The organism is Bacillus sp. N447-1 (assembly GCF_022701035.1).
GTDB lineage: Bacteria > Bacillota > Bacilli > Bacillales > Bacillaceae_G > Bacillus_A > Bacillus_A cereus.
This window is the reverse complement of record NZ_CP065509.1, coordinates 3412570-3426949: the sequence shown is the minus strand read 5'-3', so window position 1 is coordinate 3426949 and position 14380 is coordinate 3412570. Positions and strand designations below refer to the sequence as shown.

The window sequence follows — 14380 nt, the reverse complement described above, 5'->3', positions numbered from 1 at the left end:
TACCAGAAAAGCTACTTTCAACTATGAAAGTAGCTTTTCTTTTCCTTTCTCCTTCTTCGGAAAAATCACATATGAAAATGAAATTGCTGTATCAACTAAAAATACAATCGCCCACACTTGGCTCACGCGACTTGCAGCTTTATTTAAAACGATTCCCGATTCTAACCAATTACCCCATTGTTCAAATGGAATAAATCCATACGCGAAGAAAAAGAATATGTGCACACCAACGAATAAAACAAGATGTAATACCCAATTTTTTATTTCCTGCTTTGCATAGGCCATGCCTGTTAATTCTACCTGTTCTTCAATAATAGGCGCCGGTTCATTACGCCATTTCGCAACTGATTTTTGTGCAAATATATCAAGCTTCTTCAAATCCTTTTTCCCGTAGAAAACTGCATACAATAAAATAATTACAGTAATAATTTGAAAGTTAGAGAACTTTCCTGTTTGATAATAGTCCACTACTCCTAAAGTTAAAATAAACACTTCATTTACGAGGAGTACAATTCCCATAATAAAACTCGCCTTTTTCAAACGGAATCCGTAGCGAAGTAAAAAGAAACCGATAGCTGATAACCAAAATACAATTTCTGCCCCAATTAAAAAATACCAACGATATTCTGCGAGTATGCTCATTTATCCTTCTCCCTTTCATCATAAATACGAAAAGCCTCATCCATATACACTAAAAGTTCTTCTTCAATTGGATACATGCTCATTTTCTGTGAATCTTCCTTCGATTTTCTAACTTCCCATAACTTATCTAAAAACGCTTCATCACCATTGGCCATTTCTAAACACTTCTGCATTAATCTCTTCATTGCCCCTTGTACCTCATCACTAGCAGCTTCTTTACCGTCTTTCATAAAAGTGCGTAATTGCTTTAATAAATCTACCCATTCTAAAACATTCGGATCTTCCTTACTCATGTTTGGTAAATTATGAAGCAATTTTTGTTCTTCCTTTGAAAATACTTCATTTTGAAATATTTCACGTATACGAGGAGACTGCTTCGAAAGCTGAATCAGTTCAAACATAACTTTCCAATCGAGTTCTCCCTCCACATCTACCGAATAAACAACTGCTTGTAAAACACTCTCCATTCGATTAAATTTCTTTTGTTCTTCCTGTACAAACCGAAGTTGTTTTTCAAGCGAATTTTTTAAATCCAGCTCACCTTTTACTAACATATTCGCAGTTTCTTTTAATGAAAATCCCATTTCTTTTAAAAATAAAATTTGTTGCAAACGAATAACGTCACTTTCACTATATAACCGATGTCCACCCTCTGTTTTTCCGCTCGGCTTTAATAAATCTATTTGATCATAATAACGTAGTGTACGTACTGTAACCCCTGTTTCTCTCGTCAATTCTTGTATTGAAATCACTACCATCACCTCTTCCCTTTCATTATAAAAGATGACGTTACGTAACTTTCAATCTTTTTGTAAAAAAAATACAAAAAGCTGTTTATACAAAATGTATAAACAGCTTTTATGGAAATAACCCCTTTTGTATGGCGCGCCCACAAAATAAAATAAGTGCTCCAACAACAACACTCGTTGCCGTTTTATGATAATGGGCTAATAATAATAAATAATACGATAAACCTACAGTACCAATCATAATACAAATACTCGGCACTGGATTACGAGAAAAGTTTTGCATTCCCCAAAGAAGCGAAAATATAGCTGTAGCGACACATAACACCGGTAATCCCATCCCAGTTCCCCTTTTTCTATCTATTATTCCTTGTTGCTAACACACTCGTTGATGCGATACTAATTAATAAATCAAAACCAATCCTTATATATTTAAACGTTTACTCTAATTGAAATCTCTCAAGCTTATCATTTATTTTCTTTCTCCTTACTCCAGCGTAAAGATTTCCTCCACCTTCACCCCAAAATATTTGGCAATTTTTAAAGATAACTCTAGACTCGGATTGTAATGATGATTTTCAATCGCCACTATCGTCTGCCGCGTCACCTGCATCGCCTTTGCCATTTCAACTTGTGTTATATGATTTTGCTTTCTTAACTCTTTTATTTTATTTTTCACACCCATAGGATCCACCTTCAAAAGTAAAGATATCTTTACTTAAATTATAAATATTTTCCAGTTATAAGTAAAGATATCTTTACAAATTTTAGAAAAATGTTTCATTGAACATCTACTCTAACAAAGTACAAGAGTAATTCAATTTATATCAGCGACTTTCTAAATATATCAGCGCAACTTGAAATATATCGGCGATTTCCCAAATATATCAGCGCAACTCCATTTATATCGGCGATTTTCCAAATATATCGACATCCGTAGCGCTACTATAAACATAAGAAAAAGCTGTCCCCAAGCACCTTCGGGAACAGCTTTCTCCTCTACTACATAAATCCTAACGCATATACAAGAACGTATCCAAGAACCGATAAGCAAACCGAGCCAATCAGCCCCGCCACAAATGCTTTACTTCCTAATTTACGGAACGTTTTAAACTCTACATTTAAACCGAGCCCTGCCATCGCCATTGCGATAAGCATGTAAGCAAGAACAACAATGTATCCCGCAACAACTTCTGGAATAATCCCGAGCGAATGCACTGCACTCATCGCTAAGAACCCGAAGATGAACCATGGAATTGGAAGGTCGCGCCATGATCTTTTTTCCTCGCTACCTTCACTCTTACCAAACCATAATCCGATTAAAATCGCTACTGGTACAAGCATTGCAACGCGCGTTAGTTTCACGATAACTGCGATATCTACAGCCGTGCTTCCTCCTGGCGCCGCAGCCGCAATTACGTGAGCAATTTCATGCAGTGTCGCCCCTGAGAACACTCCATATCCGTATGGAGATAAACCAAGCAATGGATATAATAACGTATAAATAAGCGTAAATATTGTACCTAAAATCGCGATGATCGCTGCTCCAACTGCTGTTTCGTCATCTTTTGCTTTCACTTGCGGTGCAATTGCCACGACCGCGGCCGCGCCGCAAATTGCCGTACCGCATGCTGTTAAAATCCCAAGTTTCTTTTCTACTTTAAATACTTTCGTTAGTCCGTATACAACAAAAATAGTAAATGTAATAACAACCGCCGCGATGACCAATACTTTCGGCCCCGCCTTCGCAATATCAACAAGATTTAATCGCATTCCAAGTAAGATGATCCCAAAGCGCAGTAACTTCTTACTCGCAAAGTTCGTTCCTGCAATCGCATCATGAGGAACTCCAATTGCAGCGCGCCAAACCATCCCAATTAGAATAGCAATTACTAATTGTCCCATAATATTTAAAAATGGAAGCTCCGCTAAATATTTCGCGGCAATTGCGATTAATAATGTAATCCCAATTCCTTGCGAAAATCCAAAGCCCTTCTTCTTTTGTATAACAAGTGTTTGTTCCACCTTGTACCACCCCAATAATCGTATTGGAACATGCATGTTCTTTCTACTTACATTATAAGAGAGTTTCTATAATAAGTTTAATACCAATACCGAATCTCTATCATCAGAAATACTTATGATAAGATGATAGAAAAGAAAGGAGCCCATTATATGAACGTAGACATTTTAAAAATTTTTGTTACTGTCGTTGAACAGAAACACTTCTCCCGTGCAGCAGAATTATTAAACCTTTCACAGCCCGGAGTAAGTATGCATATACGCAACTTAGAAAACGAATTTGGCACTACACTTATTCAACGCTCCCCGAAGCATGTCCAAGTTACGGAAGCTGGAAACATATTATATATACATGCAAAGCAAATGCTCTCTCTTTACGAAGATGCTAAGCAAGAAATTAATGAACTACATAACGTTGTAACAGGAACACTTCGCATCGGTGCTAGTTTTACAATTGGTGAATACTTACTTCCAAAAATACTCGCTAACTATGCGAATGAAAATCCACGCGTCGAAGTGCATACCTTTATCTCAAATACAGAAGAAGTTTTGCAAAGTCTTCGCTCTAATCAAATTGATATCGGCTTAGTGGAAGGGCAAGTCGTATACGCTGATGTTAACGTTGAAACATTTATGCAAGATGAAATGAAGCTCGTCGTTCCGCCAAATCATCCACTACTCCGCACAAAGGAAATAAATGAAAGCACACTCCAAGATCAAGTATGGGTACTAAGAGAAAATGGTTCTGGTACACGCGCTTATAGTGACCGCTTTATTCATCAACACCATTTAAAAATGAAACGATTCTTTACATTCAGTAGTATCCAAAGCGTAAAGGAAGCTGTTAGTGCCGGGCTTGGCATCGCTATCCTTTCTGATTGGACTGTACGGAAAGAGCTATTAGCAAAAGAACTATTCCACGTCGAAGTTCCAAATGAACAACTAATCCGTCCGTTTTCCATCGTACGCGGTAAATATTTCATTCTATCTAAAGCCATTCAAGTGTTCTTAAATCATGTAGATTCTTTTGCGAAAAAACAGAGTTGACCCTCACATTAGTGTGAAGGTTTACAATACATGTAGAAGGAGTGAAACGCATTGCGAATTGGAGAATTATCAAAAGAAACTGGCGTTAGTGAAAGATCACTAAGACATTACGAAGAAAAGGGCTTACTCCCTACTAAGCGCCTTGCAAATGGTTACCGTGATTTTGATGAAAGTGCCATCGAAAAAGTGGAGCTTATTCAAATGTACTTACAAATTGGCTTAAATTTAGAAGAGACGGCAAGGATGCTGCGCTGCCTTGAAATTGAACCGCACCTGTACGACAATCCGTGTAGCAGTATCCTTACGCTTTACGAAGATAAACTCAATGAAGTAACAAAGCAAATCACATTACTTTCCAACATCCAAGCGAATTTGCAAAAACACGTTTCACTCCTAAAACAAGCAAAAGAAAAGGAATGATTACATGTTTGTTATACATGGCAGTTCAAGACAAAACGGAAATACAGAAGCTTTAACACATATGATGATAGAGGACATTGAAACAGAACAAATTTATTTGCGTGATCATACCGTCTATCCTATTACAGACCACCGTCATGATGCAGAAGGATTCCAATCCGTAAATGATGACTATGAGCAGTTAACCAAACGCATGCTAGAGCACGACACGATTATCTTTGCTACACCATTATATTGGTACGGAATGAGTGGACATATGAAAAACTTTGTTGATCGCTGGTCACAAAGCTTGCGCGATACATCTCTTCATTTCAAAGAAAAAATGAAAGGCAAAAAAATGTATGTTGTCATCGTTGGCGGGGATAATCCAAAGCTAAAAGCATTACCGCTTATTGCTCAATTCCAATATATCTTTGATTTTGTTGGTTCTTCATTTGAAGGTTATGTTATTGGAGATGCGAATGGACTGGATGAAATTAAAAACGATGCTGAGGCGCTGGCAAAAGCACAATTGTATAATAATAAATTTAAAAATAGCGAACAGAAATAAGTTTGACAAACCCTTTTGTATGCGCATACAATAAAAGTGATATTATGAAAGGAAGGTACTTTGACCAATGAAGTTCTAATTCTCTTATTTATTTCATCCATCACAAATAGTGAACAAAAATGATGAAAACTAGCAGGGGATTAGTCTGTCCATTTGTCGATACTTTCTTTCGAAACGATCATGTAAAAAATCGTTTATTTATGTACGATTTTTTACATACAAGGGCGACGTTTATCCTCTCTAGTGAAACTAGGGAGGTTTTTTTATGACTATTTTATTCGCACGTAATATTGAAAAGAGCTTTGGTGATCGCACACTATTTACATTACCATCACTGGAAATTCAAGCACAGGATCGCATAGGAATTGTCGGAGTCAACGGAGCTGGTAAATCTACGTTATTGCAAATATTAAGTAAAGAAATAGAAGCTGACAGAGGCATAGTAACTCATCATAGTTCTATCGCCATCATTCCTCAGCTCAGCGAAGAACTACCGGAAACCGCTTCTTCTCTCGCAAAAGGAAAATGGAGTATTTCAAACGTTACCGACGCAATGAGCGGCGGTGAACGAATGCGACTAAAGATTGCGCATGCTCTCGAACAAAATGCAGGCATTTTATTCGCTGATGAACCAACAAGCCACTTAGATATGGTCGGTACAGAGCAATTAGAAAAGGCACTTTCATCTTATAAAGGGGCACTTGTTTTAATATCGCATGACCGTGAATTTCTAGATAATATATGTACCAAAATTATTGAAATTGAAGACGGTATTATTCAAGAGTACAAAGGTAATTATTCAAACTATCGAAAACAAAAAGAACGTGAACGAATACAAAAACAAGCAGAATATGAGCAATATATACAAGAAAAAAATCGTTTAGAACAGTCCATTCTACAAAGAAAGCAACGTGCTTCTAACATGAAAAAAATCCCAACACGGTTCAGTTCATCTGAATCTAGACTTTATAGGTTAAGTGGGGCTCATGGCCAAGAACAGGTTAGTAAAGCAGCGAAAGCATTAGAGACACGTCTCGAAAAACTAGAAAAGAAGGAAAAGCCAAAGGATCATTCTCAAGCTCAATTTGACGTGCAATACCATACCCCCATTCATAGTAAGGTGGCAGTACAATTCAATAAAGCAACAAAGAAAATAGGCGACCGTATACTATTTAAAAATATGAATGGAACTATTGCCCCTGGCGCAAAGCTTGCCGTTTTAGGGGCAAATGGAAGCGGCAAAACCACTTTGTTCAACATGCTTCTCACAAACGAGCGTGGCATGCAGCTATCAAAAAGTTGTAAAATTGGATACTTCGAACAAACATTATCTATTTTAAAAACAGATAAAACCATTTTAGAAAATGTTCTAGAAGAAACAAACTATACAGAAGCATTCGTTCGCACAATACTTGCACGACTTCTATTCCGCCGTGAGGATGTTCATAAACCTGTGCACGTTCTAAGCGGGGGGGAACGAATGAAGGTTGCACTCGCAAAAGTATTTTTAGGAAACTATAATATGCTTCTGCTAGATGAACCGACAAACTATTTAGACTTAGCAACGCAAGAAGAATTAGAAACCATGTTACAAGAATATCCTGGCACAATACTTTTCATTAGCCATGACCGTGCCTTTATTCGCTCTGTTGCAGACCATATTCTACAAGTAGATGAGAGTGAACCTAGAGTATTCCACGGTAATTACGAGCAATACACAAAAAGAACCACCGGAGATTCTGTAAACGTTACTGAGCAAGAGTTGTTACGATTACAAACAAAATTAACAGAAGTCATCGGCCGAATTTCCATACCAAATCATCACAATGATATCTCATCTCTCGAACAAGAATACGAAACATTATTAGTTAAAATCCGGAAATGTAAAGAAGCACTCTAATGTCTTCCCTATATATCGACGGGACCTTCCGCATTTCCCAAGAAATATTGAATCTTCGACATAGCATACAAAAAGCCGTGCATCAGCACGGCTTCTCACTTTAGATACGGACAGCAGTCCCGCTCACAGCAACCATTAGCATCCCTTCGCGAACTACTTCGTAATCCACGTCGATACCAACGATGGCATTCGCATTTTTTTGTCTTGCAAGAGTTTTCATCTCTTCCATTGCGATGTCACGTGCTTCTTTCAATTTGCTTTCGTAAGCGCCTGAGCGACCACCGACAACATCACGGACAGAAGCGAAAAGATCACGAACGATATTTGCACCCATAATCGCTTCTCTATTCACGATATCGACATAATCAATAATCTCTTTCCCTTGAATTGTAGAAGTTGTTGTTACAATCATACTATACAGCCTCCCATATGAGATTTTTACCTACTTATGGTGCACTAATTCAGTACAAATTATATTTACGAACTAAACTGAGCTTCGTATAACCTACTGTATCCTCCGCCTTGCTCAATTAATTCATTATGTGAACCTTGTTCTGCAATACCATCTTTATTTACAACGACGATGCGATCTGCATTTTTAATCGTTGCTAGTCTGTGAGCGATAACTAATGTTGTACGACCAACAGATAGCTCCGCAAGCGATTTTTGAATCGCAAGTTCCGTCTCTGTATCTAACGCAGAAGTTGCTTCATCCAATATTAAAATTGGCGGGTTTTTCAAGAACATACGAGCAATCGCTAGACGCTGCTTTTGCCCACCTGAAAGTTTCACGCCGCGCTCACCGATAACAGTATCTAAACCGTCCGGCTGTGAGTAAATTAAATCTTCTAACTGCGCACGTTTTACTGCCTGCCAAATTTCAGCTTCTGATGCTTTTAAATTTCCGTAAGCGATATTTTCACGAATTGTTCCTGAGAATAAGAACACATCTTGCTGCACAATTCCAATTTGCTTACGAAGTGAAGATAATGTCATATCTTTCGTATCAATTCCATCAATTTGAATCGATCCAGATGATTGCTCGTAAAAACGTGGTAATAGGCTACATAACGTCGTTTTCCCAGCTCCTGATGGTCCAACGAACGCAACTGTTTCACCTGCATGTATTTTCAAACTAATGTCATTTAAAATCGGTTCTTTGTTTTCATATCCAAACGTAATGTTGTTATATTGAATATCACCGTGTACATGCTTCACTTCCATTGCATCTTTAGAGTCTACAATGTCAGGCTCTGTTTCAAGAAGCTCTACATATCTCTTAAAACCGGCGATTCCTTTCGGATAGCTTTCGATTACCGCGTTAATTTTTTCAATTGGGCGGAAGAAAATATTCGTTAATAGAACGAATCCGATAAATCCACCGTACGTTAATTCTCCTTGCAGAACAAACCATGTACCGCATATTAAGACGAAGAGCGTTACGAGACGCATGAGCATATAACTAATCGACGAATTTAACGCCATAATTTTATACGCCATTAATTTCGTTGTACGGAAACGAGCGTTGTTCACAGCAAATTGCTCTTTCTCAAACTTTTCATTTCCGAATGCTTGTACAACGCGAATACCACCAACGTTGTTCTCAATACATGCATTGAAATCAGCAACATCTGAGAATAAACGTCTAAATGTACCTGTCATTTTTTTATTGAAGTACAGCGCTAACCATAATAGGAATGGAATGACGAAGAACGTTAATAACGCTAACTTCCAGTTGATCATCATCATAAATGAGAATGCCCCAACTAAAGTCATTACGGCGATAAATAAATCTTCTGGTCCATGGTGAGCAATTTCCCCAATTTCCATTAAATCGTTTGTAAGGCGTGAAATTAAATGACCTGTTTTATTATTATCAAAAAATCTGAATGATAGCTTTTGAATATGATCAAATAATTTCTGCCTCATATCTGTTTCAATGTTAACACCAAGCATATGTCCCCAATATGTAACGACATATTGTAAACCTGCATTTAACATATAAACTGCGAGTAAACCGAAACAAGCCCATAAAATAAGCGTCCAGTTTTGCCCTGGCAATAACTTATCAATAAATTGATTTACGATAAGCGGGAAGCCGAGTTCTAATAATCCTGCGACAACCGCACAAGAAAAGTCGAGTATAAATAAACCTTTATACGGTTTATAGTACGAGAAAAATTTACGCAGCATATCTTACCTCCATTTTCCAAAATTAAAAAGACTCCCTAAATGATAACCATTATCAAATAATTATTCAAGTTATCCGTCTATGAAACTGAAAATAAGCTTTGCGATAGTTGTCGTTTTTTGCTGGAAAGTCGATATATTCGAATAATCGCCGATATATTTCGAGTTGCGCTGATATAAACTTCATTTACTAACTACTCTCCCATCCCCAAAAACAAAAAAGGTACCACCACAAGGTGATACCATTCCTTCTATTACATCGCTTCCGAATCCCACTCATGCTCCTGTTCAACGAATACAATACCTAATTCGTGATGTCCACCAGCATATAATGCAGTTTGTGCAAGACGAAGCTCACCATTTGTATCTAATACTTCTAATTTACAAAATGCTCCTGTCGTCTTCGTTTGAAGCGCATCATAAAATTCCTCGGCGCTTTTTGGAATGACTCCATTTACTTTCGTAATAATTTCTCCAGGCAGTAATTTCAGCTCTGCTCCAATTGTATTTGGAATTGTATCTAGTACAACGAGCCCATCATTGCGTGCAGCAAAATACGCTGGTCTTGTTTCATCGGCAATTTTTTCTTGCATCGAAATTGTGAAACGCCCAAGCATAGCGACTCCCATCGCGATAATTGCAAGTACGTGCCACCAGTAACTTGCGATTCCTAAAACGAGCACAAGTCCTGCTAACCCATAAACACGTCTTCCTGTAAATAATAAAGCTTCCGTCGGCTCATAACTTTTAATATTTCTCATAAATCCAATTAAAAATGGAACGAGGAATAGAGAATATGTATTTGAACCTATTGAAACGACAGGCCACCATGAAATAAACTGCGTTACCGCATCACCCGGTACAAGAATAAAAATAGGAACGATCCATAAACGCTTTGATTCGTGTAAACCAATCTTTAATCCACGCTTCCCCTGCCTAATCCTCGGCGTCGAATATCCTACTGCGTTTTTAGAAATCAATAAGCCTTCTACAATAAGCATAACGCCTAGTAAAATAACAAGGGATACAATGGTACTCTCTTCACCTTCTCGAAGCTGTAAAAAGGAAACTGGTAGCTTAGAAGATAATAGAACACATACAATCGCAATGCTAAATGTATAAGCCGCCGATAAATATCGATACATAGCCGTTAATCCAAATAGTAACGTCCAAATTAAAATGGCCCATAAGCTTGCTTTAGAAACAACAAGTCCAAGCCCAATCGTAATAATAGATACTACTAATCCGTATCCAATCCCTGCAAATAGAGAGGTTCGCAGTTCAAACCAAATATCATAAACTTTAAAAGAAAAATCTTTTCGTTCTCTTAACATACGTAAGTATCCAACGAAGATACTACTTATTACAAATATATAGACAGCAGGGTGTAAGAAAAAACGTCCAACTGCCCGCATTATTTCAAAAATCCATGCCTCCATGAACCCATTCACCACCATTTATATCATTCTTTCTTTTTATATTATCATAACTAAACAAACGTTTGTTTAACACAAAAAAATACAGGCAGCAAACTGCCTGTATTTCTTCTTATTTTGCCATTAATTTTAATGCTGACTGTAATTGTAGATCATTTTCTCCAGAACGGATTTTTTCGATAATTTTAGTTTGAATCGCTTCAGCTGTCTTTTTATCAAGCTGTCCTGTCGCTTCCATTTCATTTGCATTTTGGAATGCTTTCAGAGCCGATTCTGTCTCTTTACTAAAGTATCCATCTTCACGACCTGGTACATAACCTAAGCTCTTAAGCATTTCCTGAGCATGTTTTACTTGTACATCATTTGAATTGTATGAAAGTGTTTTTTCAATTTGAATTGGTGTCGCATGATAATAATTTGGTTGCTTCACTTCTACTGTTGGCGCGATTCCTTTTTTATGAATCCAGTTCCCATCCGGTGTTAACCATTTAAACATCGTTAATTTAATGTTGCTGCCGTCTTTAAATGGAACAGCTTGCTGGACAGTACCTTTACCAAATGTCTTTTCACCAATTAAATCGTATCCTTCTCCTTCTTTTAACGCACCTGCTAAAATCTCTGAAGCAGAAGCACTTCCATTATCAATTAATACTGAAATTGGATATGGTTTTCTCTCTTTCAGTTCCGTAGAGAATTTCTTCTTCTCACCATTTCGCTGCTCTACTTGTAGCATCGGCTTTTTATTCGTCATAATTTCCCCTAGTATATCTTCTACACTATTTAAGTAGCCACCAGGATTACCACGCACGTCAATAACTAAACCTTTTATATTTTTCTTCTCTAACTCTTTTAACTGATCCTTAAATTCTTTCGCTGTATTTTCAGCAAAAGAAGTGATTTGCATATAACCGATATCTTTTCCGCTCTCTTGCTTCACAGAACTAAACACTGTAAAGATCGGAATCTTTTCACGCTTAATTTTAAATACAATCGGATCAGTTACTCCCGCACGTTTAATTTCAATTGCGACAGTCGTTCCCTTTTTACCACGAATTTTTAATACTGCTTCTTCACGTGATAAGTCTTTCACACTGTTTCCATCTACAGATAAAATTTGGTCATTCGGTTTAATTCCTATCTTTTCTGCTGGTGAACCTTTAATTGGCGATACGATAATAAGCTTACCGTCCGTCTTGTTCACCTCAGCCCCAATCCCCTCTAATTCGGGATCAAGCGATTCACTAAACTGCTTGGCTGTTTCTTTATCCATATACGTGGAATAAGGGTCCTTCAGCGTAGACAACATACCTTGTATTGCACCTTCAACTAACTTTTCATCTTTCACGTCTTCCACATAACGTGAATCAATTAGTGCATACGCCTCATTAATTTTTGCCAAATTCCCTTGCGCAGTGCTAGCATTCCCACTCGAAATTGTTTGCGTTACTTCTGATGGGTTAACCCCAAATACAGACATGCCTGCAAACATTCCGCCAGCACCAATTAAAAATGCAACAACCATTCCAATAATTGCAACTCTACGTTTCAATGCGGAATTCCCCTTTCCAAAACACACAGGTGGTGTAGCAAAAGGCATCACACAGTGTGTGATGCCTTTACCTATTTCTACTATATGATAAGCTTGTACGAATTATGTTTGCAACTTTTTATACTTTTAAGAAGCGACGAATTGACATTACACTTCCCCACATACCGATTAAAGCACCGATTAACACTAGTAAACCAGCTAATTGGAATACGAATGGACTGTATGGTAGAAGCTCGAAAATTGTTCCGCCAAGTTTTTCATTAAACACACCTTGCAACGAATTATACGTAATTAGAATTAGGCCAATTGGAATAATTGATCCTAATACTCCTAAGAATAATCCCTCTAGCAAGAATGGCCAACGAATAAACCAGTTTGTTGCACCAACAAGTTTCATAATTTCAATTTCTGTACTACGAGCATAAATTGTAATTTTAATTGTATTAGAGATTAAGAACATCGCTGTGAATAAAAGACCAGCAATTAACGCAATCCCAATGTTACGACCAGTTTTTACAGTATCAAATAATCGTTCAACTTGCCCTTTTCCGTACTGAACATTACTAACAAACTGCATTTTTTCAACCTTCTTCGCGATTGTCGCTGTATCGGTTGGTTCTTTCGCTTTTACAACGAATACGTTTTTAAGTGGGTTATCTTGTTCAAATAACTCAAACGTTTTTCCACTATCACCTAAGCTTTTAATTAAACGTTTTAACTCTTCTTCTTTAGAAGAATATTTAATAGAATCTACTTTTGCAATCTTACTCATATCTTCTTCTAATTTCTTTTGATCCGCTTCTTTTGCAGCTGGATCAATGTGTACACGAATCTCTACATCTTGCTCTACTTTCGTCGCAAAATGGTTCATATTCATAATCGCTGTTAAAAAGACACCTACAAGTAATAATGTAACTGTTACTGCACTAACAGAAGCAAATGTCATCCATCCGTTACGTGATAGATTCTTTACACCTTCTCGCAAATGTCGACTAAGGGTCTTAGCCTTCATATCCGTATCCTCCCTCAATCTCATCTCGAACAATTTTTCCGCCTTCAATCGCGATTACACGATGACGGATTGTATTTACGATATCTGCATTATGCGTCGCCATAACAATCGTTGTGCCGCGCTCATTAATGCGAGTAAAAATATTCATAATATCAAGAGCTGTTTCAATATCTAAGTTACCTGTTGGCTCATCGGCAATTACAACCTTTGGTCTATTTACAATTGCTCTTGCAATAGCCACACGTTGTTGCTCCCCGCCCGAAAGCTCACTTGGAAGTGCATCTGCACGATCTTCAAGGCCTACAAGACCTAGAACTTCTGTTACACGCTCACGAATTGCATCCGGTTCTTCTTCAATTACTTCTAAAGCAAACGAAACATTCTCATATACCGTTAATTTAGGTAGCAATTTGAAATCTTGGAAAATCACGCCTAATTGACGACGGAAATACGGAACATCTCTTTCTGCCAATGTTTCGATAGTAAGTCCATTTACATTAATAGATCCTGTAGATGGTTTCTCTTCACGATACATCATTTTAATAAATGTAGATTTTCCGGCTCCACTCGGTCCAACTACGTATACGAATTCACCTTGTTTAATGTTAACTGTAAGACCAGCAATGGCTTTCATACCATTCGGGTACTCCTTATAAACATTCGTCATTTTTATCATTATTTATCACCCAATACTTAATGATTTTTTTCGAAATACTTTTCTGTACATCTGAAAACAAAAGACATCCTTCATTTTCATTTAGTCATCCTTGTTGAAGATAGTTTACTTATGCTTTCTCATAAGCAATACCACTCTATGTAATATATTTCAGCAAAATTCTACAAACCCCATTGTAACATCAAACGGT

Annotated in this window: 15 protein-coding genes; 4 read left to right on the top strand and 11 right to left on the bottom strand. The window is 37.4% G+C overall.

The window, feature by feature from the left end; all coding sequences use genetic code 11:
- Nucleotides 1-21: 21 nt before the first annotated feature.
- The 5 genes from IQ781_RS17255 to IQ781_RS17235 form a co-directional block, all read right to left on the bottom strand.
- Nucleotides 22-642 carry a hypothetical protein gene (locus IQ781_RS17255; RefSeq protein WP_000025211.1) on the bottom strand — a complete coding sequence of 207 codons (621 nt, stop codon included), beginning with the start codon at nucleotides 640-642 and terminating at the stop codon, nucleotides 22-24.
- Complete coding sequence (locus IQ781_RS17250; protein WP_031312723.1) at nucleotides 639-1400, bottom strand: MerR family transcriptional regulator; 762 nt, start codon at nucleotides 1398-1400, stop codon at nucleotides 639-641. Before IQ781_RS17250 ends, IQ781_RS17255 begins: the two co-directional genes overlap by 4 nt.
- Before the next feature lie 100 nt (nucleotides 1401-1500).
- Complete coding sequence (locus IQ781_RS17245; protein ID WP_000524139.1) at nucleotides 1501-1728, bottom strand: hypothetical protein; 228 nt, start codon at nucleotides 1726-1728, stop codon at nucleotides 1501-1503.
- A gap of 147 nt (nucleotides 1729-1875) precedes the next feature.
- Nucleotides 1876-2073 (bottom strand): helix-turn-helix transcriptional regulator, encoded by a 198-nt coding sequence (locus tag IQ781_RS17240; protein ID WP_000538364.1) that lies wholly within the window; start codon nucleotides 2071-2073, stop codon nucleotides 1876-1878.
- Nucleotides 2074-2390: 317 nt separating this feature from the next.
- The gene (locus IQ781_RS17235) at nucleotides 2391-3413 is read right to left on the bottom strand and encodes a YeiH family protein (protein WP_050228977.1); all 1023 of its coding nucleotides are present in this window, start codon (nucleotides 3411-3413) and stop codon (nucleotides 2391-2393) included.
- Nucleotides 3414-3563: 150 nt separating this feature from the next.
- Here IQ781_RS17235 and IQ781_RS17230 point away from each other — a divergent pair, with 150 nt between their 5' ends.
- From IQ781_RS17230 to abc-f, 4 genes are all read left to right on the top strand, one after another.
- Nucleotides 3564-4457: a LysR family transcriptional regulator gene (locus IQ781_RS17230; RefSeq protein WP_050228976.1), complete on the top strand. Its 894-nt coding sequence runs from the start codon at nucleotides 3564-3566 to the stop codon at nucleotides 4455-4457.
- Nucleotides 4458-4508: 51 nt separating this feature from the next.
- Entirely contained in the window at nucleotides 4509-4877 is a 369-nt protein-coding gene (locus IQ781_RS17225; RefSeq protein ID WP_001219225.1) for a MerR family transcriptional regulator, read from the top strand.
- 4 nt (nucleotides 4878-4881) lie between these two features.
- Entirely contained in the window at nucleotides 4882-5427 is a 546-nt protein-coding gene (locus IQ781_RS17220) for a flavodoxin family protein (RefSeq protein WP_050252090.1), read from the top strand.
- A 265-nt stretch (nucleotides 5428-5692) separates the two neighbouring features.
- Nucleotides 5693-7327, top strand: coding sequence for a ribosomal protection-like ABC-F family protein (gene abc-f / locus IQ781_RS17215; protein ID WP_050292771.1), 1635 nt, complete (start codon nucleotides 5693-5695; stop codon nucleotides 7325-7327).
- Between the two features lie 100 nt (nucleotides 7328-7427).
- Here abc-f and IQ781_RS17210 read toward each other — a convergent pair whose 3' ends face one another.
- The 6 genes from IQ781_RS17210 to ftsE form a co-directional block, all read right to left on the bottom strand.
- Nucleotides 7428-7739, bottom strand: coding sequence for a YbjQ family protein (locus IQ781_RS17210; protein ID WP_050234136.1), 312 nt, complete (start codon nucleotides 7737-7739; stop codon nucleotides 7428-7430).
- A gap of 65 nt (nucleotides 7740-7804) precedes the next feature.
- Nucleotides 7805-9520 carry an ABC transporter ATP-binding protein gene (locus tag IQ781_RS17205; protein WP_000944620.1) on the bottom strand — a complete coding sequence of 572 codons (1716 nt, stop codon included), beginning with the start codon at nucleotides 9518-9520 and terminating at the stop codon, nucleotides 7805-7807.
- Nucleotides 9521-9771: 251 nt separating this feature from the next.
- The gene (locus tag IQ781_RS17200; protein WP_000388606.1) at nucleotides 9772-10956 is read right to left on the bottom strand and encodes a PDZ domain-containing protein; all 1185 of its coding nucleotides are present in this window, start codon (nucleotides 10954-10956) and stop codon (nucleotides 9772-9774) included.
- Nucleotides 10957-11065: 109 nt separating this feature from the next.
- Complete coding sequence (locus IQ781_RS17195) at nucleotides 11066-12502, bottom strand: S41 family peptidase (RefSeq protein WP_000830313.1); 1437 nt, start codon at nucleotides 12500-12502, stop codon at nucleotides 11066-11068.
- Nucleotides 12503-12620: 118 nt separating this feature from the next.
- Entirely contained in the window at nucleotides 12621-13514 is an 894-nt protein-coding gene (gene ftsX / locus IQ781_RS17190) for a permease-like cell division protein FtsX (RefSeq protein WP_000645027.1), read from the bottom strand.
- A complete protein-coding gene (gene ftsE / locus IQ781_RS17185) occupies nucleotides 13504-14148 on the bottom strand; it encodes a cell division ATP-binding protein FtsE (protein ID WP_001986924.1) in 645 nt (214 codons plus the stop codon). Before ftsE ends, ftsX begins: the two co-directional genes overlap by 11 nt.
- Nucleotides 14149-14380: the final 232 nt, after the last annotated feature.